This window comes from Burkholderia sp. AU33423 (genome assembly GCF_002223135.1).
GTDB classification, from domain to species: domain Bacteria; phylum Pseudomonadota; class Gammaproteobacteria; order Burkholderiales; family Burkholderiaceae; genus Burkholderia; species Burkholderia lata_D.
In genome coordinates this window covers 301,370-321,200 of record NZ_NKFH01000008.1, presented here as the reverse complement: position 1 = coordinate 321,200, position 19,831 = coordinate 301,370, and the positions used below count along the sequence as shown (strand labels likewise).

Below are 19,831 nucleotides of genomic sequence, written 5' to 3'. Positions count from 1 at the left end.
ACGCGCATGGGCCGCCCAACGGTCACACGAGCAGTTTCAGTGCGCGGTCGCAGACGTTCTCGACCGTGAAGCCGAAATCGCGCATCAGCTCGGCGCCCGGCGCCGACGCGCCGAAACCCGCAATGCCGAGTACGTCGCCACGATCGCCGACATAGCGGTGCCAGCCTTGCGACACGCCCGCTTCGATCGCCAGCCGCGCACCGACCGACTTCGGCAGCACGGCGTCCTGATACGACTGGGGCTGAGCGTCGAACAATCTCCAGCAGGGCAGCGACACCACCCGAACCGCCACGCCGCGCGCGAGCAACTCGGCGTGCGCTGCCAGCGCGAGCCCGACTTCCGAGCCTGTCGCGATCAGGATCAGCGCGGGGCGACCGTCGGGGGCATCGGCGAGCACGTAGCCGCCGCGCCGCAAGCCCTCTGCCGGCGCGAACCGGAGGCGATCGATGGTCGGCACGTCCTGGCGGGTCAGGATCAGCGCGGTCGGCCGTTCTCGCGCTTCGAGCGCCACGCGCCACGCGACGGCCGTTTCGTTGGCATCGGCCGGTCGAATCACCAGCAGGCCCGGGACCGCGCGCAGGCCGGCAAGCTGTTCAATCGGCTGATGCGTCGCACCGTCCTCGCCGACGGCGAGGCTGTCGTGCGTGAACACGTAGATCACCTGCAGACGCATCAATGCGGCGAGCCGGATCGGTGGACGCATGTAGTCGGAAAAGATCAGGAAGGTCGCACCGAACGGCAGGATGCCGCCGTGGGCCGCCAGGCCGTTCAGGATCGCGCCCATTGCATGCTCGCGCACGCCGAAATGCAGATTGCGGCCGCTGCGGCTCCAGCCGCCGCCGTCGGAACCTTGCCGGTCGAGCGCGTTCATGCCGGCGGCCTCGAAATCGCCGTGCCCGGTCAGCGCGGTGAAGGTGGAGGGATTCAGATCGGCGGAGCCGCCGATGAGCGACGGGACGCGGGGGGCGAGGGCGTTCAGCACCTTGCCGGATGCGACCCGCGTCGCCATGCCTTTCGGATCGGCCGGAAAGACCGGGATATCGCGGTCCCAACTGTCGGGCAGCGCGCCGCGCACCGAGCTCAGCAGCATCTCCGCCAGCTCGGGAAACACGCGCGCATAGGCTGCGAACAAGGTGTTCCAGTGCGCTTCCCGTATTTGCCCCTCCGCCAGTGCCCGGCGAAAATGCGCGAGCGCCGGTGCGGGGATATGAAACGCGGGATCGGGCGGCCAGCCGAGGTTGTGCTTGGTCAGGCGCACCTCGGCATTGCCGAGCGGCGATCCGTGAGCCTGGTAGGTGTCTTGCCGGTTGGGCGAGCCGTAGCCGAGATGTGTGCGCACGAGGATCAACGACGGACGCCGCTGCTCGGCACGTGCGGCGAGCAGCGCTGCGTCGATGGCGGCAAGGTCGTTGCCGTCGTCGACCGTTTCCGTATGCCAGCCGTAGGCGTCGAACCGTTGCGCGCGATCTTCGGTGAAGGTGATCGCGGTGCCGGCGGATAGCGTGACGCGATTGTCGTCGTACAGGCAGATCAGCTTGCCGAGCCGGAGATGGCCGGCAAGCGATGCGGCCTCCGCCGCGACGCCTTCCATCAGGTCGCCGTCGCTGACGAGTGCATAGGTGTGGTGATCCACGATCTCGAAACCGGGGCGGTTGTAGCACGCGGCGAGCCGCGTTTCCGCCATCGCCATGCCGACGGCGTTGGCGAGGCCCTGGCCGAGCGGGCCGGTGGTCGTCTCGACGCCCGGCGTGAGGCCACGCTCCGGATGGCCGGGCGTGAGGCTGCCCGATTGCCGGAAGCGGACGATCTGATCGAGCGGCAGGTCGTAACCGGTGAGGTGAAGCAGGCTGTACAGCAGCATCGAACCATGTCCGGCCGACAGGATGAAGCGATCGCGATCGAGCCACGCCGGATTGGCGGGGTGATGCTTGAGATGGCGCATCCATAGCGCATAGGCCATCGGTGCGGCGCCGAGCGGCAAGCCTGGATGTCCGCTCGCTGCTTTCTGCACGGCATCGATTGACAGGAAGCGCAGCGTATTGATGCAGAGCGCATCGAGTGCCGAACCTTCGGTTGTCGGGAAATCGGTTGAGGTCATGCAGCTGCTCCCTGGCGTCCTGTCACGCGATATCCCGCATGGAAGGGTAGTTGCGTTGGCTACCCGTTGCGCGGGTCAGCGTTATCGGTCTCCGTGCCAATAGCCGTGCTTGCCGTAGAACTCGTGCAACTCGATCTCGTAGCTGCGATGAACGAGCTGCGAGTCGTCGTATGGCGGGCTCTGGCGGATCGCGGCGCGCGTGAGCGTGGTCGATACCGTTTCCGTGGGCCAGTCCACCTGGTCGAGCCAGTGAGTCGCGATCAGCACTTCCTTGCCGGTCGACCACCAGCTCGACGTGTCGATTGCCAGATAGCGGATCACCCAGGCTTCATCGTCGTAAATGAAGTCGGACACGTGACCGATATGTCCGTCCTTGGCTTCGAGCCGATATCCGTCGACCTCGCCGGTGCTGCGCAGATGCGTATCCGCCGCTGCGCCGGCCGGCGCGGTGTGCGGGAGAAGCGGATCGCCCGCGTCGGCGTCCTGCGACGGCCCGGCGGGATCGAAAGCAGGGTATGCGCCCATTCCCCAAAGGTTCGGGCCGCCCCAGTAGGTCGGGTAGTTGTAGTAACGCAGGTACTCGATCTCGTGCTGGCGCGATACCGGCTTGTGCGTGTCCACATTCGGACTGTCCCTCACCTGCTGTTGCGTGAGGCTGACGTATAGCGTGCGGGTCTCGGGATCGGCATGCGTGACGGAATATGGCGAGACCAGCACTTGCCTGTCGTGCAGCCAGTCGCCCGTCTCGACGACGAGGTAACGGATGCACCAGTTGCCATCGTCGAAGTAGGCTTGGTGGACGTGGCCGATATCGCCGTCCTTCGCTCGAACCGTGTCTCCGTGCAACCTTCGAATGCTTCGCAACATGATGTCCTCGCCAGAGCGATGCCCGGCACGTCGGTGATCCGGCTGGCCTGGCCGCCGTGCGGTGGTATCCAGCCGTTCGTCCGCCGATGCGGAGCAATTCCTGCCGATCGCATCCCCTCGGATGGCCGGCATGGTTGAAACGCTACACGCGCTGAATGGCCGATGCGGTACGAAACCGTACAAAGCATGCAGCCGCTCGAGCACGGGGGTGATCCATCCGGCGGCGGGCCGTCCTTCCCGATATGTCGCGGAACATTCTCTCGGTCTTCGTCGTCAGGATCGCGAAGCAGTTAGGATCAACACGTCGACGGGCTGCCGGGCGACCGAGGCTGCCGGATTCGGTTCGTGTCTCAGCGCAGCCGCAGCGGCATGAACAGCGAGATGCCCGGTGCCGGTACCGGCGCGTAAACCATCGGAGGCGCGCCATACGCATACTCCTCGTCGCCGTCATAACCGTCGTGGCCACCGTTCCGGTAATGGCCGTAGTGACGACCATCCTGATGTGTCATGCGCGCGTGATTGCCCTGGTCCAAACCGTGATTCATTCTCTCCGCATGCAACGGCGGTGCGGCGAAAAGGCAGCCGATCGCGACTATCAGGCCGACGAGTCGCATGCCCGATCTCGGCGCCATTGTGGTTCGACGTGCATGTCCGATAGAAACGTCCATCATGTTCTCCTGTGTACGGATCCGGAATCCACTGGTCAGTGACTGCCATCGACAGCCGGTATCGGCGGACGGTCCGGAACTATTGTTTCTTGATCAGGTGGTGGTCGTTGCCACGGAAAATCGCATCCGCGTTCTGCTTTTGCGTATTGGACATGCTGTCGTACAGCGGCTGAAATGCCGTGGTCAGCTTTTTGACGCCATCGGCGTGCACGTTGGCGACATCGCCATAGGAGTGGAGATCGTCCATCGCGCTCATGCTGCTCGCATGATCGCTACGGATCTTCCTGAGCGTTTCCATCGCTTTCGCGTTGTCCCGCATCACCTGCGCGACTGGCTGCCACAGGGATTCCTGGTCGGGTGTGATGCCAAGTCGCTGGTGCAGGCTGTTGATGCGTCCGTCGACCGACTTTTGGGCGGCCACGGTCATGACGTGGGGCGGTGACCGATCCGGTGCGGGTCCGGCGGCCTTCGAGAGTTGGGGGAAGACGGCTGCGCCGAGGGCGACTGTCGCCGCCAGGGAGAACGCGTAGGCAATCTTTCGGGGGGCGGCGAGGAGAGCGGATGTCATGGCGGATCCTGATGAAATTTCTGAAGGAGTCGACGTACCGCGACTCACTCGGTCGACGGAAAATTCGGCCCGGTAGCTTAGCTATACGCGGGACGCGTGGCTCAGTCTGTCCGATGCCGGACGGTTTGCCGGTGCGCGTGGCTCGTCTCCCGATGCGCGGCGCTTCGCGGTGGCTCGCGATCCGCGTCCAGCGGCATTTTCAAATCGGGCCTATGCTGGCGTCGTAATCGGCGGGATTCCACGCTGGCTGGCCGTCGATACGCCGGTCAGTCGAAGCGGCCAGCCTCGTCCGACACTCAGCGCCACGGAGGCGGTTATGCGCAGCAGGTATCGAGAGCAGCATACGAACGGCGGCAAGAGCGAACGCAATGTCGACGAGGCAGTCGAGGGGACATTCCCCGCCAGCGATCCGCCGTCGATCGGCGGTGTCACCAGGATGATTTCCCGCCCGGCCCATCGAAAGCATCACCGGAAGGTGTCGCACGTCAAGCACCGTTAGCGCGGGTTGCACGGCGCGGCGCGGGTCAGTGCCCTGCGTGACCGCGATCCATCGAGTCGTCGCCGGTATTCAGCGATATCGCTGATCGCGGAAGTAACGATCGTGGCGATGGCGCGCCGATGTTCACGGTGTACAGGGTAGCCGGATGAGACGTTGCCACGGAGATATCGGGTCGCTTCCACGCCTTCGCGTGGCGCCAGGGGCACGTGCGGGAAAGGCCGGTACGATGCGGCGCAGTAGCGGCTAGAGTCGCTTCAGATCGGGAAGCAGGCGATCGAATTCGCGTTTGACCACGCTGTAGCATTCGCACACGCGCTTTTCGAGCCCAGGGCGATCCAGCACCTCGATATGGCCGTAGTTGTAGCGGATGAGGCCCGCGTCCTGCAGCTTCAGGGCCGCTTCCGTCACGCCCGACCTGCGCACGCCCAGCATGTTGGCGATCAGTTCCTGCGTCATGCGCAGCTGGTTCGAAGGCAGGCGGTCGAGGCTGAGCAGCAGCCAGCGGCAAAGTTGCTGGTCGATCGAGTGATGCCGGTTGCACACCGCGGTCTGGGCCATCTGCGTGATGAGCGCCTGGGTATAGCGCAACAACAGGCGCTGCATCGCATTGCCGCGCCGGAATTCTTCTTTCAGGATACGCGCGTCGAGCCGGTAGGCCTGCCCCGCGCTTTGCACGACGGCGCGGCTCGGCGTCGTTTCGCCGCCCATGAACAGCGACACGCCGATCATGCCCTCATGGCCGACGATCGCGATTTCAGCGGACGAGCCATCCTCCATCACATACAGCAGCGACACGATCGACGTGGTCGGAAAATAGACGTGATGCATCTGGCCGCCCGACTCGTACAGCACGTTTCCCAACGGCATGTCGACAAGGGTCAGGTGAGGGGCGAGGTAAGCGCGTTCGTTTTCCGGCAGTGCGGCAAGCAGGTGATTTTCGGTAATGGGCGGGTTGTCCAGCATGCGTGGCTCCTGCGCTCGCGCCCGGCAGATGATGGAGAATCCGGCCGATATGGGCGCAGCGGGAATCGGCGGGACGAGACAACCATCATACTTTACCGATCCCACGACCGGACGGGCTGGCGGCGCCAATGCGTCCTTTTTTCGATGAGTTCGGAATGACCGTTCGAATACGGATCTGCCTTCAAAAATTATAGTGTCGGCACATGTCCGATCAAGGTGCGCGATCGATACGGAACCCGGTATTTCACGGAGCGGGTGACGGGAAATCGCGGTCGCCAGGCCTGCCCGGCGTCGATCGCAGAACGGTGTGCCGCGATGACTCGCGTGCGTCCGGTAGGGTGCGGGACAAGCTCCGCGCACGGGTACGCCTATGTGCGTATCAGGCGTGTTGAACCCAGATCTGCTGCCGCACCATCGGATCGATGTGTTGGCCGGTACGTTCACCTGGCAGGCCTTGGGCGTGAGTGCTACAGCGCCGTCAGCTTCGTGATCTTCGTTCCTTCGAGCGTCACGCCCGCCATCAACCCGCTGTTCGTCAGTACGAACGCTTCGATCGGCGCGGTCGCGGTGCTGGTGTCGACATTGCCGTTCGCGCCGACTTTCAGTACCGCCACCGATGCATCGCCACCCGCCGACCAGCCTTCGCTGTTACGGAAGCGATCAAGCGCATCCGCGGTCATGAACAGGAAAATGATGGCTTTCGATTGCGCGCCGATCTGCAGCCCGATCGAGCCGGTCGTGGTGCTGTAGTACCCGACCGTGTTTCCGGCAACGCGCAGCGAGCCTTCACCGTACTGACCGCCGATCCCAAAGCCGGCCGCGATGACGGACGGGAACACCAGTACGCCTCGCGCCTTGCCAACGAGCTCATGCGAGCCGTTGGCGCTCGTGTAAAGGCGTGCAAGGGTCGAGTCGACGCCTGCATCGATGGTATGGCGCTTGTCGACCTGATGGCCGCTGGCGTCGGATGTGCCGGTCATCGTGCAACCCGAAACTGCAAGGGAAATGGCAAGGATGGATCCCGGCGTGCCCAATATGAATGTTCGTCGCAGCATCATCGTCTCCTGGTGGTTGCTGGAGCTTCAAACGCTACGCCAGGGCGGCTTTGGACGCGGTACGACATCGTACAAAGACAACATCCACCTCGGCCCGAGTCTCGTTCAGCGTTGCAGCACGCTTCGTGTTAGGAGGGAAATGTCGATCGTCGGCGCGCGTCACGTCCGGCGTGTCGATTTTGGAAAGCCGACGACGGAGATGGCCCGTGTCGGTCGATGTCGCGCAACCGGTACGGCAACGTATGTCAAATCGTATTGCAAAGAATCACGATGGCGACAAGGCGCGACCACTCGTCCGCCTCCACAAGCGTCCTTCACCGTACAGACACGCAATCTCGCCGACAGGAGGATGTCTCGCGCAACCATCCACTCGTGCACGATCTGTTCACGAACAGTGACGTGGTTCACATCTGTGGAGAATGATTCCGTCATTCGTCTCCGGTCGATCAAACGAAGCGCCACACTCGGATGCGACTGGTAAGGAGAGCAACATGCGTTCATCTACCTATGTCTGTCTTGCCGCTATTGCAACCATGCTTGCCGGATGCCTTTGGGTACCCGGCGACGGCTATCGTGGTGATCGAGGCGGAGGGTATGGCGGTTCGTATGGAGGTGGTCACGAAAGCGGGTGGAATCAAAGTGGCCCTTCCCGCGACCATATGAATCACTCCGGGCATGCCGACGACCAGGGCGCGCATGGGTCCGGGCAACGGGAAGGATGGTAGGTCGGCTGCGGTCATCACATGAAACCGGCCGACCATGTTCCTTCAGGCATGGTTCGTCGTGACCGATGTCACGACTTCGCAATGGAAAGCTGTGCCGGCGCAGTTCGATCGGCGGCACGCCGCACGCCTTCGCGGTGGTGCCATCGGTCAATCACTTCGGGTACCGAACCACGTCTGGGGCGCGGCATGAATAGTGGATTTGCTCCTGCAATCAACAGTTGTCGCGCCGCTCCGAGCGTTTATGGATTAAGACATGGTTCCGTCTGAAAAACTCAACAGCGATGTCGATAGCCAGGCCGACTCGTGGCTGACGAAGCTCGGACCTGGACTGATCACCGGTGCGGCGGACGACGATCCGAGCGGCATTGCCACCTATTCGCAGGCGGGTGCGCAATTCGGCTTCGACATGCTGTGGACCGTCCTGTTGACCTATCCGCTGATGGTCGCCATTCAGGTCGTGAGCGCGAGGATCGGCCGGGTGAGCGGCCATGGTCTCGCGACGAATCTGCGACGTCATTACCCGCGGTGGCTGCTGTATGGCACCGTCATCCTCCTGCTGGTGGCGAACACGATCAATATCGCGGCCGACCTGACGGCCATGGGCGCAGCCGTCAATCTACTGGTCGGCGGCCCCACGCGGGCTTACACGGTCGGATTAGGCGTGTTCTCGCTTGTGTTGCAGATGTTCGTGCCGTACCGCAGGTATGTCCGCATCCTCAAGTGGCTCACCCTGGCGCTGTTCGCCTACGTCGGCGTGATCTTTGCGGTCCAGATCCCATGGGCGACCGTGGCGCTGCGCACGGTACTTCCGCACGGCTCGTGGAGCACCGGCTACGTCACGACGGTAGTCGCGGTGTTCGGCACGACCATCAGCCCGTACCTGTTCTTCTGGCAGGCGTCACAGGAGGTCGAGGAACTGCAGGCGAAGAAGGGGCAGCAGGCGCTGACGAAAATGCCGTCGCAAGGGCCGGCAAACCTGAGCCGCATCCGCCTTGATACGTCGATCGGAATGGCATTTTCCAATCTCGTTGCGTTTTTTATCATTCTCACGACTGCGGTCACGCTGCATGCGCACCATGTCACCGACATCCAGACGTCGGCGCAGGCCGCCTCCGCATTGAAACCGATCGCCGGCCAGTTTGCGTTCCTGCTCTTCAGTCTGGGCATCATCGGCACGGGGCTGCTCGCGCTGCCGGTACTGGCCGGCTCGGCGGCCTACGCGATGGCCGGCACGTTCAAGTGGAAAAACAGCCTCGCGCTCGAGCCGCAACTGGCGAAACGATTCTACGCGATCATCGTGCTCGCGACGGTCGTGGGTCTCGCGCTCGATTTCACGTCGATCGACCCGATCAAGGCGCTGTTCTGGAGCGCGGTCATCAACGGCGTCACGTCGGTACCGATCATGGTACTGATGATGCTGATGGCGTCGAACCCAAAGGTCATGGGCACCTTCGTCACGCCCGTGCTGCTGCGGTGGGTGGGGTGGCTTTCAACCGGTGTGATGGGCGCCGCCGTGATCGCGATGTTCGTTTTCATCTGAGCATCGGTTCCGATCGTTGCTTTTCTCGGCCCGGTACGGCGCCGTACCGACTTCGTCTCACGGCTGCGCGCATCGTTGCGACTCGCTCTCCCTTTTCAATGCACCGGGCGCTCAGCGTGAGCGGCAGGTGCGCAGCGGGTAGGGCGGCCAGAGTCGACACCTGTCGGGCACGTAAACGTTCATATCGCGTGACCGGTGCGTGCTGTCCATCGCGGCGAGCCGGCGATCCGCGCCGGCGTCCTGCGAAATGAACCCAGGAGGGAATCATGACGATACTAGACCCGACCCATCGGCCATCGACCAGCGATACAGGTGCGGCGATTGTCGGCAGTGGGGCCGGCGACGGACCCGGCCCCAACGTGATGGAAGCCGATACGCTCAAGGGAAACAAGCTCTTCACGTCCGACCGGCTGGAGATCGGGAAGATTTCAGACATCATGCTGGACGTACGCAGCGGCCGGGTTGCCTATGCCGTGCTGTCAAGCGGGGGCTTTCTCGGTATCGGCGGAAAACTTTACGCCATTCCGTGGAGTGCGCTGACCCTGGATACGGACGAAAAATGCTTCCGGCTCGACGTTACCGCAGACCACGTGAAAAATGCCCCCGCGTTCGACAAGGACCATTGGCCATCGATGGCGGACGAGCAGTGGGGCTCGTCGCTTCACCAGTTCTACAATCGGCAGCCGTACTGGGCAGCGACCCGAGATGTCGCCATGAATCGTCCGCCCGCACATTGAAACGCCCTTGCCAGCCGGTAAAAATATGGATATCTGATGATTTTTATCGAATACCGATTCACCGGTCGAACGGTGTCATCACCTGACGGCAACAGATAGCAGCAGCATCCACAGATCAGTTACGTATTGGAGTTCTACCATGAACAAGGATCAAGTCAAGGGAACTGCGGAGAAGGTCAAAGGCAAGGTGAATGAGGTCATTGGCCGTGCCACGCACAACACGAAACAGGAAGTCAAAGGCGATCTCCAGCAAGCAGCCGGCCAGGCGCGCAAGAATCTTGGCGACGCCAAGGAAGCTGTCAAAAAAGCCTGATTGGACACGGAGGCTTCATGAGGGGGGCTATTCCCCTCTCGGACGGTGCTTCACGCATCGTGCCAACCTCACTGCGGCTACTACCGTACAGACATGCGCTGTCGGATGCGAGAACGTCAAGTTTCGTCCTTCGCGCATCGGGTTCCCGGCCCCCGTCGCGAGGCGCGTCTTCGAACCGATAACCGGCTCAATCGCGCAAGTCCTTGCTGCGGCAAATGTCGGGTATCGCCGGAAGCTTCGCCAGCGTGGCTCCGTGGCCCACAAGCCGCGCAGCAGATCAGGTTGGCGTCCAACTTGAGGGGAGTTGCCATGAACAACATTGTCTGGCTCGTTGGAGCCGTGGTCATCGTTCTGTTCGTCCTCGGCTATTTGGGATTGAGATAGGGCATCCTGTTCACGTGCTCGTCGCGCGATGGCTGGTCAACGATCGCGATCAAAACGATCTAGGTCGCGACAGCCATCGTTTATCGCAGGAAGCAAAATGAAAACGCTCCAGATCATCGGCTATGCGGGACTCGTGGCCGTCGCGATCATTCTGCTCGTCGCAATGTGCGCGATCCTGGAGGACGGCATGATTTCTCACGATGCGCAGCGACCGGGACTGACCGGCAACCCGCTTTCCACCCCCGAATCGCCGAATCACTTCGTTTAAGTAACCCGCCACCGGCTGACCGTTCCCGACTTTTTTTGAGTGACCCCCGGCATGCGGAGGGGGGCGGCGCATACGCCGTTGTCGATGTCCGCATGGATCGACAATCTGCATGCCATTTTCAATCGACGCTTGAGCCCAAGACAGCGTCGCAACAAGCGATCTGTGACCGATCCAACGATGCGACCGCATCACTGCCGTTCCCGCATGGGTACGGCAGCCTACCGACTCCCGGGCCGCTCGTGCGTAGGGTAGGTTGAGTTGATTGGTACACCGGTACGTCACCGTACCGACTTCCACGCGCCCCGCGCGCACCGTGGTCTCGTAAACCGCAAATTGCTGCTGTCCATTCCAGTCCGTGCCGCCGCAAGGGGCGTATTCTCCGCGACATGTATCGATCGCCGTGTTCGGATGATCGCTTGCTAGCGTCGTGATCGTCGATGAATTGCATCGTCGCCATCGCAGTAGTGAATTCCTGCGGTTCCTGCGCACGATCGATGTCAACGTGCCCGCTGATCTGGACGTTGGCAACTTTGATTTGCGTCAATCCGCTGCGGCTGCGGCCGCCCACAATCAACACGTGAGTGCGGCGTTTGCGGGCTGCGTGCGTATCCTGGAAGCGAGGATCACTCATTTCGGACTCCGTGATCGCTTTGAAAAGCGCTAATCGGTGATCATGGCTGGCGGAATAGCAAATTTTGCACGACGGCCGTCTTCCAAACGGGCCGTTACTTTCCCCGATTGTTGATTTACATCGGTGGCACCGGGGAGTGATCGGGCAAAGCCGAAGCAGACGATCATTCGTGCCGAAATTTGCAGGGTGCTCAAGGTCAGCCGGGACAAGCCGGGGTAGTGTTTGGAGGCCGAGAATTGAACCGCCAACCTCATGGAACAGTTGTGAGAGCCCGGCAGATCGTGCACGTACGTCCGACCGTCGATCTCGTTCGCGTCATACTGGGCATTGTGACGCTGTCGCTACTGATTTGCGGCAGCCTGTATATCCTGCGCCCGTTTCTGCTCGCGCTCGTCTGGGCCGCCACGATTGTCGTCGCGACTTGGCCACTCCTGCACGAGGTGCAGCGCCGTCTGCGATGTCGCCGCGGGCCGGCAGTGATCGTGATGTTGCTGGCATTGATGGTCGTGATCGTGCTTCCCATCTATGGCGCGGTATCGACGCTGGCAGCCCATGCAGAAGAGATCATGACACTCCTGAAAGGCTTGCCGAACTACACGCTTCCGCCGCCGCCGGGATGGCTTGCCAAGCTGCCGCTCGCCGGCACGCATGCCACGCGCGAATGGCAAACGCTGTCTGACGCAGGGCCGGGTGGCGTCCTGGCGACGCTGCAGCCGTATGCGAGCCGCCTTGCCAGTTGGCTTCTCGTACGCGCTAGCGCGATTGGTGTGCTCGTGCTTCATCTGCTGCTCACAGTCATCATATGCGGCATTCTTTTCGCGAAGGGGGAAGCGGTCGGGCTCACTGTGACCCGCGTTGCACAGTGCGTGGCACCTGCGAACGGTGCGGCCATGGTGCGGCTCGTCGAACACGCGATTCGCGCGGTCGCACTGGGCGTCATGGTCACGGCGCTAGCCCAATCCGCGTTGGGCGGCCTCGGCCTGTGGGGCGCGAGCGTCCCGTATGCCGGCGTCCTGACAGCGATCTTGTTCATCTTCTGTCTTGCTCAACTGGGCCCGCTGTTACCGCTATTGGCTTGTGTCACGTGGCTGTTCGTGCACGATGCAAAGCTTGCGGCGATCCTGCTATTCGGCTGGTCCCTCGGTGTGACGGCACTGGACAACAGCTTGCGTCCGATTCTGATCCGCCGCTCCATTGCGTTGCCGATGGTCCTCATACTTGCCGGCGTGCTGGGTGGCCTGATTGCGTTCGGCATGATCGGGCTGTTTATCGGGCCAGTGATGCTCGCCGTCACCTACGCCCTTATGGAGGCCTGGCTCGACACTCAGGAGGCCGCGCGTGGCGCAGCCGATACGCGGGCCACCTCCGCCCCGCCTATCGCTGCAAACGAACCTGCGCCCCATGAGTGACGCCCGCCTCTGTTCCTGATGGCAGCCAGTCGGGTTCAGTCGTTCAGAGTCGTTCGCGCTGCCGTAGAACCGCCATTCGCTGTCGCACGCAGATCCTATCGCCGGGATGAACGCGCCAGCGGGATAACCATCTTGCCGGTCCCTATTCATTTTTCATCGAAACTGGCAGTCGTGAAAACTCGCGAGAGCATTCCATCGGCGACACCGGTCCAACTTCCCGGATGAAGCTGAACTCGCCGCATTGCGGGGCTGGCACGCCGGACTAGGTGTTGATCTGCTCTAGAAATCATGCCGCTAAGATAGCTGGCCAACGGGTCATGACCCGCTATGACCGGTCCGTGCGTCTCATTACGCCGCCGCCCACGGACACGACGGTATTTCAAGCGTCGGATGTCGATACCGGCGACGGGATCTGGCGGTTCGTCGACGTCGATCATGACCCCCGTATGACGTCGAGTTCCGTGCGGATCGAGATGTGCCTGCCGAAGCGCGTCGTGCACGACATCGATCGGACGACCAGCGCGCTGCATACGACTCGCGATGCGTTCGTGTCGATGGTGTGCGAGCACGCCATCAACCAATCCGCGCAGCACGGCGACGTGCGTGGCCGACCCGTCGCGAAATCGCTGTCGGAGGTGGTTTGACGGCTCGAGCACGGTGGACGGAGGTTAGCCGTGATTCGGGACTCCCGGATCTGGATGACGCCGGATTCAGCACACCTGATGACGCCCGCGTGTCGAGAGCATGAAGCCTGGGCGGATGGTGTGGATATTTGGAGGAAGGTGTCTTGAAGATTCACATCGCTCGTGTTTCACGACACCCGGAACGTCGCGATCGAGCAATGGCCGGCCGATTCGTGAGGCGATCGTCGGCGAGGAGAGACTCGTGCAGCCTGTCAAAGACACGCCGGGCTTCGAGGACGAGTACTGGCCGGTGACGGCGCAATCACAGCGGGGATTGTCGCTTCACCAATACTACAACCGAACGCGTTACTGGGTAGCCGGATCAGACGATGTCACGCAGACGTTCCGTTGCGCTGACAATCGAATTGTCGCGGAACAGAGTATTCGAGTCGTTCGCGCAACGATGCGGCGCAGTAGCGGCTAGAGTCGCTTCAGATCGGGAAGCAGGCGATCGAATTCGCGTTTGACCACGCTGTAGCATTCGCACACGCGCTTTTCGAGCCCAGGGCGATCCAGCACCTCGATATGGCCGTAGTTGTAGCGGATGAGGCCCGCGTCCTGCAGCTTCAGGGCCGCTTCCGTCACGCCCGACCTGCGCACGCCCAGCATGTTGGCGATCAGTTCCTGCGTCATGCGCAGCTGGTTCGAAGGCAGGCGGTCGAGGCTGAGCAGCAGCCAGCGGCAAAGTTGCTGGTCGATCGAGTGATGCCGGTTGCACACCGCGGTCTGGGCCATCTGCGTGATGAGCGCCTGGGTATAGCGCAACAACAGGCGCTGCATCGCATTGCCGCGCCGGAATTCTTCTTTCAGGATACGCGCGTCGAGCCGGTAGGCCTGCCCCGCGCTTTGCACGACGGCGCGGCTCGGCGTCGTTTCGCCGCCCATGAACAGCGACACGCCGATCATGCCCTCATGGCCGACGATCGCGATTTCAGCGGACGAGCCATCCTCCATCACATACAGCAGCGACACGATCGACGTGGTCGGAAAATAGACGTGATGCATCTGGCCGCCCGACTCGTACAGCACGTTTCCCAACGGCATGTCGACAAGGGTCAGGTGAGGGGCGAGGTGCGCGCGTTCGTTTTCCGGCAGCGCGGCAAGCAGGTGATTTTCGGTAATGGGCGGGTTGTCCAGCATGCGTGGCTCCTGCGCTCGCGCCCGGCAGATGATGGAGAATCCGGCCGATATGGGCGCAGCGGGAATCAGCGGGACGAGACAACCATCATACTTTACCGATCCCACGACCGGACGGGATGGCGGCGCCAATGCGTCCTTTTTTCGATGAGTTCGGAATGACCGTTCGAATACGGATCTGCCTTCAAAAATTATAGTGTCGGCACATGTCTCATCAAGGTGCGCGCAATCACGCGCGCTCGATATGGAACCGATATTTCACTGCGCGGTTGACGGAAAATTCCCGGCCTTAAACGCGTGATGCAACGGCAGGCGCGGATTGACCCGTTCGATGAATTGCGCGGCCGAGATGACGGGCATGAACGCGGACACGTAACTTTTCCGATACGAACCGATAAAGCGTTCGGCATGGACGAGCCCGAGTGCCGCAGGGGATCATGCTGGCGGCATCAAAGCGTCTCGTGGGCAGTGGACGATTCGGCATTCAGCCAGTAGCCATGCTTGCCGTAAAACAGATGCAGCGCAATCTCGTCGCTTCGGTAGACGGGCTGCGAATCGTCGTATTCGGGACTCCGGCGAATCGAGTCGCGGTTAAGTGCAGTGGATACCGTTTCCGTGGCCCAGTTCACCCGGTCGAGCCAGTGCGTCGCGATCAGGAATTCCTTGTTGGTCAACCACCAGTTCCGCGTACTGATTGCGAGGTAGCGGATCACCCAGGCTTCATCGTCGTAGACGAAGTCAGACACGCGGCCGATGCGTCCGGCCGTGGCTTCGAGCCGATAGCCCCTGACGCTGCTGGTGCCGTGCAGATGCGTATCCGTCGGCGCATCGGCCGGCACATCGGCGGGCATTGTGAGGGGAGGGAGCGGATTACCGGCCTCGAGTTCTCGCGACAGGGTGCCAGAACGGGACGTAGGGCATGCATCCATGCCCCACCGGTTCGGGCCATCCCAGTAGCGCGGATAATGGTAGTAGCTCAGGTATTCGATCTCGTGTTGGCGGGATACCGGGTTGTGTGTGTCCAGATCCGGGCTGTCTCCCACTTGCTGGCGCGTGAGGTCGACATGCAGCGTGCTGGACCGGGAGTCGGTATGCTTGATGCAGTAGGGCGAGATGAGCACCTGCCTCTCGTGCAGCCAGTCCTCCGTCTTGACGACGAGGTAACGGATGCACCAGTCGTTGTCAAAGTAGGCTTGGTTGACGTGTCCGATGTCGCCGTCCTTTGCGCGGACCGCACTTCCGTGCAATGCCTTGGTGCTTCGTAACATGATGTTCTCTTCAGATCGATGCGCGGCATGCCGATGATCCGGCGGAATCGCGTGCCGTGCGGTGGCGTCCAGTCACTCGCCCGTGGACGAAGGGCGATTCGTGCCGATCCCGCTCATTCATGCGGTTCGCAGTCTGGCGCGGCGTCGTGACGAATATCCGGCATGCTTTACACGGTACCGGCAATGAACGATCGACGCGGTACGTAAGCGTACGGAGTGCGCGCCAATCAATTCAGGTCTGGGTGTCGAACCGACTCGAATGGAAAGGTCGAAGCGTTTCAAGCGCGGGCGCGTGACGCGGACGCGATGTGAAGCCGACGATGCAGGCATTCGACGATGCGGATTGTTTGCCGTGGCGCACTCGCAGTGCGGATTGCCGCTTCATCGGCGATTACAACGGGGCGCCGTGCCGGGCGGATAAATGTGGCCGTACCGGCTCAAGATGCCGTTTTACCGACAGCCGCCTGTGTGAAGACGAGCGGGTTCCGATGCCTACGTGAACCAGATGAATGTATGACGCGCATGATGGGATGCCGAAATGTCCACGATGTATCGTTCGGATCGGCCGTTGTAGCTGGCGTTGATTACATAACGTCCGTTTTTCAGATTGGCCAGCATGAACGGGCCATCGGACGGCGTCTCCAGAACCGTATTTCCTTTCATATCCGTGATGGTCACCCGGACGTCGGACAAATATTCGTTCGCGCCTCGGGTGCGGCGCACGAAGGTGAGCACGAGCGCATAGTCGCGCATGACGCCCTTGATGGCGATCGATTGATCAAGTCCAATGCCGCCTGACAAATAGGTAACCTGATCGGCATGCTGCATCGGGGGGAGGTCGCCGTCGGCCGCTGCTGGGGCGATTCCGGCTAATGTGGGGCCGAGAATGAGCGCGAGCATTAATAAGGGTGCAGGTGTTTTCATCAGGGATCTCCTGGAGGATTCGGCAGGGAGTCTAGGTGTGGCGGACGGTCTGGCTGACAGAGCCGGCCCGCCTCTCACCAATGCGGTTATTCGTGCCGCATGTCTGTTCGGTGCCGAACGCTTGCTTTTCATCCGATTGCGCGCCGCCTGTTGTAGAAGGACTCGTTCGCCTGCTCTGCGGAGGGTTCGCTTCGGGTACCGTCGCGCGAAGAGGGTTGCCGTTACACCATGTGTTTCGGCTCCGACCGACAATCGATTGAAAGCCGCTCCCAAGATAAGCCATGGCCGCATCGACGGCAGGCGTGCATGGACGGCGACATGGCGGTCGAACCGTTTTGCTGCGAGTCCTCTCCGTTCGGGGGCTGGCATGGCACCGCATTCGACTGTTGCATCCAGCCACCCGCGCGCATCTGAAGCGTATGGAGAAATGCGTGCCCAATGTACGGTAGAGGGTAGAGCGACGCGATCCGGTGCCATAAGCTGTTCTTCGATCCAGGTGACGAACGGAGTGTTTCCATGGGCAACACGGAAATCGAGAGAGACCTGTGTTCTCTTGAGCGGCTCATCGCGCGCGTCACGCTCGGCGAGCCGGCTCCATTGGCCACCTGGAAAGCGCGGCTGGAATCGATCCTGGAGCGCGACGGCTTGGTTCCGGAGGAGCGCGCGCATCTCGTCAGCCTCATCGCGGTCCTTCTCATGCTGGAGCGTCGAGCGAGCAAGGCCACCGCACATTGAGCGCCTCTGGCGGGCCGGCTGATGCTGGTGTGACAAGCCGCTTCGCTGCGTAGCGGGTTGGTATGGTTGCGCAGGGCATTGGTGTCGGCAATTCGCGTGCTGCGCCGATATGCAGGGCCCGGCAGTCCCGCCGCCTGGCATGGGTAACCGATGCCAAGATCGACGCGCCACCCGCTGGCGCGATCAGGCCGACGCAGTGCTCGAACTGGTGCCGCGCATCGAGTCAGCCTCGCATATGCCACGGCGTTTCAGGTGCGCCGCGAATCGATGGCGCCACAACCCGACGAGAATTCGAAAAAGCCGAGATTGCCGACGGCGCGCACGGAGTTCTTCTCGAGGATCGTCCCGGACCTGCAATCGAGCAGCGGCGACAGGCCGCGGCACGCGAGCGTGCGCAACCACGATTCGCGCGGCGTCGATTGACGTTGTACCGATGCAGACGTAAGGCGGATGCGCGATGCGATCTTCGGCCGGCTCACGGCAACGCAGCAGGCCGTTGCTGGCACGCTGTCCACGCGGACGATTGGGAGAGGGCGGAGGGAGGCGGGCAAGCAAATTGACTCATGAAGAGCGACGAGCGGACCTTGCCGGCCAATCGTGTGGAGCCCATGCAATGTCAATGGCAGGGCGATTCGGGCTCGAGCCTGTCTACTTGGCCAACAACAGCCTGTCGCTTTCCTTCTTGACCACCATGTAGCATTCGCACACGCGCCGCTCGAGGGCATTGCGGTCGACGACTTCGATCAGCCCGCGCGAATACCGGATAATGCCCTCTTCCTGCAACCGCTTCGCGGTTTCAGTTACGCTGGCCCTGCGCACGCCGAGCATGTCGGCAATCAGTTCCTGCGTCATCCTTACGTTATGCGAATCCAGGCGGTCGAGACTCAGCAGCAGCCACCGGCAGAATTGTTGCGCGATGGAGTGGTGACGGTTGCAGACGGCCGTCTGTGCCATCTGGGTGATAAGCGCCTGCGTGTAGCGTAGGAAGAGGCGCTGCAACGCGCCACCGCGCGCGAATTCTTCCTTGACGACCTTTCCGCTGAGGCGAAAGGCTTCGCCCGCGCTCTGGACGATGGCCCGGTTCGGCATTGTTTCGCCGCCCATGAACAACGCGACGCCCAGCAATCCGTCGCGCCCGACTACGGCAATCTCCGCGGAAGAGCCGTTTTCCATGACATACAGCATCGAAATGATCGCGGTCGTGGGCAGATAGACATGGCTCAGGTGATCGCCTGATTCGTACACGACATGCCCGAGCGGTAGCGTAACCCACGACAAATGCGGCTCGATGCGCTTGAGCTCGTCCCGCGGTAGTTCGGTAAGCAGATCGTTCATGGCCGCGGCAGAATGGGTCGAGTCCTCGGGCTCCACTGATGCGACGGCCGCACCCGATCTGACTCTGTCGATGCGCGCGAGGAGCCTTGCATGCTGCGCCGCCTGGGCCTCCCGGTTTTTCTCGGGGAGCAAGCTCGACAGCGACGTGCGCAGCGTGTCGTGGCCCAATGCATCCAGGATCTTGATCTTGGTCAGAATGCCGAGATCACTCTTGCCGTTGCGCCATGCCGAGATTTGCGCGCGCGTAAGCCCCAGGCTGTCGGCCAGTTGCGCGTCGCTGCCGAACTGCCCTTCACGCTTCAGTTCATCGAACAGCTCACTCCAATCAAATCGCATGGTTTGATAGCCAGGTTTGTTGTCAAATGGATTTGACAACAAACCGGACCAATGAAAGAATACGGTGAGAGTTGGCATGTCAAATCCAAATGACACTTATAGCATAGGCGCCTTCCGTCGTGAAATAGCGTCCGTGCTCCGGGCATTCACGCCGCGCTCGTGCATTTCACGAGACCCTGCATGAGTGATCACCCGTCCTACATCCGTCTCCCCCTCTCGTTGTCCGACAGTGCTCTCGTCGTTGTGCCGCCCTCGTTGGACGATGACGAATTTGCTGCTCATCAGGTCGAGTTCATCAAGTGCGTCTTCAGCTACAGCGCCTATCTGCGCGAGCGTGAACGCGAAACGCCCGTCTCCGACTCCTTCCTCATTGCATTCGTGAGCCTTTTCGAGGCGATTGATGCGAATGCGCCCGAGGACGCACGTCGATGCGCGCTGCAACTGCAGCAAATTCTCCGCATGCTCGTCACGGGGCCCGACGGCATTTCGCCGGAACCGAGCATACCGCCCGCATTCTAGATGGCCGGCCCGGCCCCGCTGCCGTGTGCCGCGAACAAGGTCGTACGCTTGGCGCGGTAGCGGACAGAAGGATCGTTCACACGACACTAGACTTCGTATGCACTCAGACGGATCGATTGGCATGCCGATCGACGACTAGGTCCGGCCTCGAAGGTTGGCATGAGAGATT

Annotated in this window: 21 protein-coding genes; 10 read left to right on the top strand and 11 right to left on the bottom strand. The window is 61.8% G+C overall.

Annotated features, from left to right (window positions below):
- Positions 1-22: 22 nt before the first annotated feature.
- From tkt to CFB50_RS32810, 4 genes are all read right to left on the bottom strand, one after another.
- Positions 23-2,098 carry a transketolase gene (tkt, locus tag CFB50_RS32825; protein ID WP_012328529.1) on the bottom strand — a complete coding sequence of 692 codons (2,076 nt, stop codon included), beginning with the start codon at positions 2,096-2,098 and terminating at the stop codon, positions 23-25.
- A gap of 81 nt (positions 2,099-2,179) precedes the next feature.
- Entirely contained in the window at positions 2,180-2,965 is a 786-nt protein-coding gene (locus tag CFB50_RS32820; RefSeq protein WP_012328528.1) for a PRC-barrel domain-containing protein, read from the bottom strand.
- A gap of 350 nt (positions 2,966-3,315) precedes the next feature.
- Positions 3,316-3,579, bottom strand: coding sequence for a hypothetical protein (locus CFB50_RS32815; RefSeq protein WP_226248740.1), 264 nt, complete (start codon positions 3,577-3,579; stop codon positions 3,316-3,318).
- A 133-nt stretch (positions 3,580-3,712) separates the two neighbouring features.
- The gene (locus tag CFB50_RS32810; protein WP_012328526.1) at positions 3,713-4,201 is read right to left on the bottom strand and encodes a Spy/CpxP family protein refolding chaperone; all 489 of its coding nucleotides are present in this window, start codon (positions 4,199-4,201) and stop codon (positions 3,713-3,715) included.
- Between the two features lie 316 nt (positions 4,202-4,517).
- On the opposite strand from CFB50_RS32810, the gene CFB50_RS40570 reads away from it, so the two are divergent.
- Positions 4,518-4,700, top strand: coding sequence for a hypothetical protein (locus CFB50_RS40570; protein ID WP_012328525.1), 183 nt, complete (start codon positions 4,518-4,520; stop codon positions 4,698-4,700).
- A 243-nt stretch (positions 4,701-4,943) separates the two neighbouring features.
- Here CFB50_RS40570 and CFB50_RS32800 read toward each other — a convergent pair whose 3' ends face one another.
- Positions 4,944-5,663: a Crp/Fnr family transcriptional regulator gene (locus CFB50_RS32800; RefSeq protein WP_089448650.1), complete on the bottom strand. Its 720-nt coding sequence runs from the start codon at positions 5,661-5,663 to the stop codon at positions 4,944-4,946.
- 467 nt (positions 5,664-6,130) lie between these two features.
- Positions 6,131-6,718, bottom strand: a complete 588-nt coding sequence (locus CFB50_RS32795) for a BPSL1445 family SYLF domain-containing lipoprotein (protein ID WP_012328524.1) — start codon at positions 6,716-6,718, stop codon at positions 6,131-6,133.
- A gap of 978 nt (positions 6,719-7,696) precedes the next feature.
- Here CFB50_RS32795 and CFB50_RS32790 point away from each other — a divergent pair.
- From CFB50_RS32790 to CFB50_RS32765, 7 genes are all read left to right on the top strand, one after another.
- A complete protein-coding gene (locus tag CFB50_RS32790) occupies positions 7,697-8,983 on the top strand; it encodes an NRAMP family divalent metal transporter (protein ID WP_012328523.1) in 1,287 nt (428 codons plus the stop codon).
- Between the two features lie 266 nt (positions 8,984-9,249).
- Complete coding sequence (locus tag CFB50_RS32785) at positions 9,250-9,720, top strand: PRC-barrel domain-containing protein (RefSeq protein WP_089448649.1); 471 nt, start codon at positions 9,250-9,252, stop codon at positions 9,718-9,720.
- A 139-nt stretch (positions 9,721-9,859) separates the two neighbouring features.
- Positions 9,860-10,033: a CsbD family protein gene (locus CFB50_RS32780; protein WP_012328521.1), complete on the top strand. Its 174-nt coding sequence runs from the start codon at positions 9,860-9,862 to the stop codon at positions 10,031-10,033.
- Between the two features lie 481 nt (positions 10,034-10,514).
- On the top strand, positions 10,515-10,685 hold the full coding sequence (locus tag CFB50_RS39725) for a hypothetical protein (RefSeq protein WP_179254260.1): 171 nt from the start codon (positions 10,515-10,517) through the stop codon (positions 10,683-10,685).
- Between the two features lie 427 nt (positions 10,686-11,112).
- Positions 11,113-11,349 carry a hypothetical protein gene (locus CFB50_RS32775; protein ID WP_041491977.1) on the top strand — a complete coding sequence of 79 codons (237 nt, stop codon included), beginning with the start codon at positions 11,113-11,115 and terminating at the stop codon, positions 11,347-11,349.
- A gap of 203 nt (positions 11,350-11,552) precedes the next feature.
- Positions 11,553-12,725, top strand: a complete 1,173-nt coding sequence (ydiK, locus tag CFB50_RS32770; protein ID WP_012328519.1) for an AI-2E family transporter YdiK — start codon at positions 11,553-11,555, stop codon at positions 12,723-12,725.
- A 317-nt stretch (positions 12,726-13,042) separates the two neighbouring features.
- A complete protein-coding gene (locus CFB50_RS32765) occupies positions 13,043-13,369 on the top strand; it encodes a type II toxin-antitoxin system HicB family antitoxin (RefSeq protein WP_012328518.1) in 327 nt (108 codons plus the stop codon).
- A 459-nt stretch (positions 13,370-13,828) separates the two neighbouring features.
- On the opposite strand, the gene CFB50_RS32755 is transcribed toward CFB50_RS32765, so the two are convergent.
- From CFB50_RS32755 to CFB50_RS32745, 3 genes are all read right to left on the bottom strand, one after another.
- Positions 13,829-14,548, bottom strand: a complete 720-nt coding sequence (locus CFB50_RS32755; RefSeq protein ID WP_012328517.1) for a Crp/Fnr family transcriptional regulator — start codon at positions 14,546-14,548, stop codon at positions 13,829-13,831.
- Between the two features lie 446 nt (positions 14,549-14,994).
- On the bottom strand, positions 14,995-15,813 hold the full coding sequence (locus tag CFB50_RS32750; RefSeq protein ID WP_012328516.1) for a PRC-barrel domain-containing protein: 819 nt from the start codon (positions 15,811-15,813) through the stop codon (positions 14,995-14,997).
- A gap of 492 nt (positions 15,814-16,305) precedes the next feature.
- On the bottom strand, positions 16,306-16,737 hold the full coding sequence (locus tag CFB50_RS32745; protein WP_041491976.1) for a carboxypeptidase regulatory-like domain-containing protein: 432 nt from the start codon (positions 16,735-16,737) through the stop codon (positions 16,306-16,308).
- Positions 16,738-17,253: 516 nt separating this feature from the next.
- Between CFB50_RS32745 and CFB50_RS32740 the strand changes: the two genes are divergently transcribed.
- A complete protein-coding gene (locus CFB50_RS32740; protein WP_012328514.1) occupies positions 17,254-17,472 on the top strand; it encodes a hypothetical protein in 219 nt (72 codons plus the stop codon).
- Positions 17,473-17,720: 248 nt separating this feature from the next.
- Here CFB50_RS32740 and CFB50_RS32735 read toward each other — a convergent pair whose 3' ends face one another.
- On the bottom strand, positions 17,721-18,023 hold the full coding sequence (locus tag CFB50_RS32735) for a hypothetical protein (RefSeq protein WP_144020730.1): 303 nt from the start codon (positions 18,021-18,023) through the stop codon (positions 17,721-17,723).
- Positions 18,024-18,120: 97 nt separating this feature from the next.
- A complete protein-coding gene (locus tag CFB50_RS32730) occupies positions 18,121-18,807 on the bottom strand; it encodes a Crp/Fnr family transcriptional regulator (protein WP_041492076.1) in 687 nt (228 codons plus the stop codon).
- 516 nt (positions 18,808-19,323) lie between these two features.
- Between CFB50_RS32730 and CFB50_RS39720 the strand changes: the two genes are divergently transcribed.
- Complete coding sequence (locus CFB50_RS39720; RefSeq protein ID WP_012328512.1) at positions 19,324-19,662, top strand: hypothetical protein; 339 nt, start codon at positions 19,324-19,326, stop codon at positions 19,660-19,662.
- Positions 19,663-19,831: the final 169 nt, after the last annotated feature.

What these genes read in the sequence shown, in the direction of transcription:
- tkt (WP_012328529.1), bottom strand. Translation starts at nt 2,098, where the DNA reads ATGACCTCAACCGATTTCCCGACAACCGAAGGTTCGGCACTCGATGCG.
- CFB50_RS32820 (WP_012328528.1), bottom strand. Translation starts at nt 2,965, where the DNA reads ATGTTGCGAAGCATTCGAAGGTTGCACGGAGACACGGTTCGAGCGAAG.
- CFB50_RS32815 (WP_226248740.1), bottom strand. Translation starts at nt 3,579, where the DNA reads ATGCGACTCGTCGGCCTGATAGTCGCGATCGGCTGCCTTTTCGCCGCA.
- CFB50_RS32810 (WP_012328526.1), bottom strand. Translation starts at nt 4,201, where the DNA reads ATGACATCCGCTCTCCTCGCCGCCCCCCGAAAGATTGCCTACGCGTTC.
- CFB50_RS40570 (WP_012328525.1), top strand. Translation starts at nt 4,518, where the DNA reads ATGCGCAGCAGGTATCGAGAGCAGCATACGAACGGCGGCAAGAGCGAA.
- CFB50_RS32800 (WP_089448650.1), bottom strand. Translation starts at nt 5,663, where the DNA reads ATGCTGGACAACCCGCCCATTACCGAAAATCACCTGCTTGCCGCACTG.
- CFB50_RS32795 (WP_012328524.1), bottom strand. Translation starts at nt 6,718, where the DNA reads ATGCTGCGACGAACATTCATATTGGGCACGCCGGGATCCATCCTTGCC.
- CFB50_RS32790 (WP_012328523.1), top strand. Translation starts at nt 7,697, where the DNA reads ATGGTTCCGTCTGAAAAACTCAACAGCGATGTCGATAGCCAGGCCGAC.
- CFB50_RS32785 (WP_089448649.1), top strand. Translation starts at nt 9,250, where the DNA reads ATGACGATACTAGACCCGACCCATCGGCCATCGACCAGCGATACAGGT.
- CFB50_RS32780 (WP_012328521.1), top strand. Translation starts at nt 9,860, where the DNA reads ATGAACAAGGATCAAGTCAAGGGAACTGCGGAGAAGGTCAAAGGCAAG.
- CFB50_RS39725 (WP_179254260.1), top strand. Translation starts at nt 10,515, where the DNA reads ATGAAAACGCTCCAGATCATCGGCTATGCGGGACTCGTGGCCGTCGCG.
- CFB50_RS32765 (WP_012328518.1), top strand. Translation starts at nt 13,043, where the DNA reads ATGACCCGCTATGACCGGTCCGTGCGTCTCATTACGCCGCCGCCCACG.
- CFB50_RS32755 (WP_012328517.1), bottom strand. Translation starts at nt 14,548, where the DNA reads ATGCTGGACAACCCGCCCATTACCGAAAATCACCTGCTTGCCGCGCTG.
- CFB50_RS32750 (WP_012328516.1), bottom strand. Translation starts at nt 15,813, where the DNA reads ATGTTACGAAGCACCAAGGCATTGCACGGAAGTGCGGTCCGCGCAAAG.
- CFB50_RS32745 (WP_041491976.1), bottom strand. Translation starts at nt 16,737, where the DNA reads ATGAAAACACCTGCACCCTTATTAATGCTCGCGCTCATTCTCGGCCCC.
- CFB50_RS32740 (WP_012328514.1), top strand. Translation starts at nt 17,254, where the DNA reads ATGGGCAACACGGAAATCGAGAGAGACCTGTGTTCTCTTGAGCGGCTC.
- CFB50_RS32730 (WP_041492076.1), bottom strand. Translation starts at nt 18,807, where the DNA reads ATGAACGATCTGCTTACCGAACTACCGCGGGACGAGCTCAAGCGCATC.
- CFB50_RS39720 (WP_012328512.1), top strand. Translation starts at nt 19,324, where the DNA reads ATGAGTGATCACCCGTCCTACATCCGTCTCCCCCTCTCGTTGTCCGAC.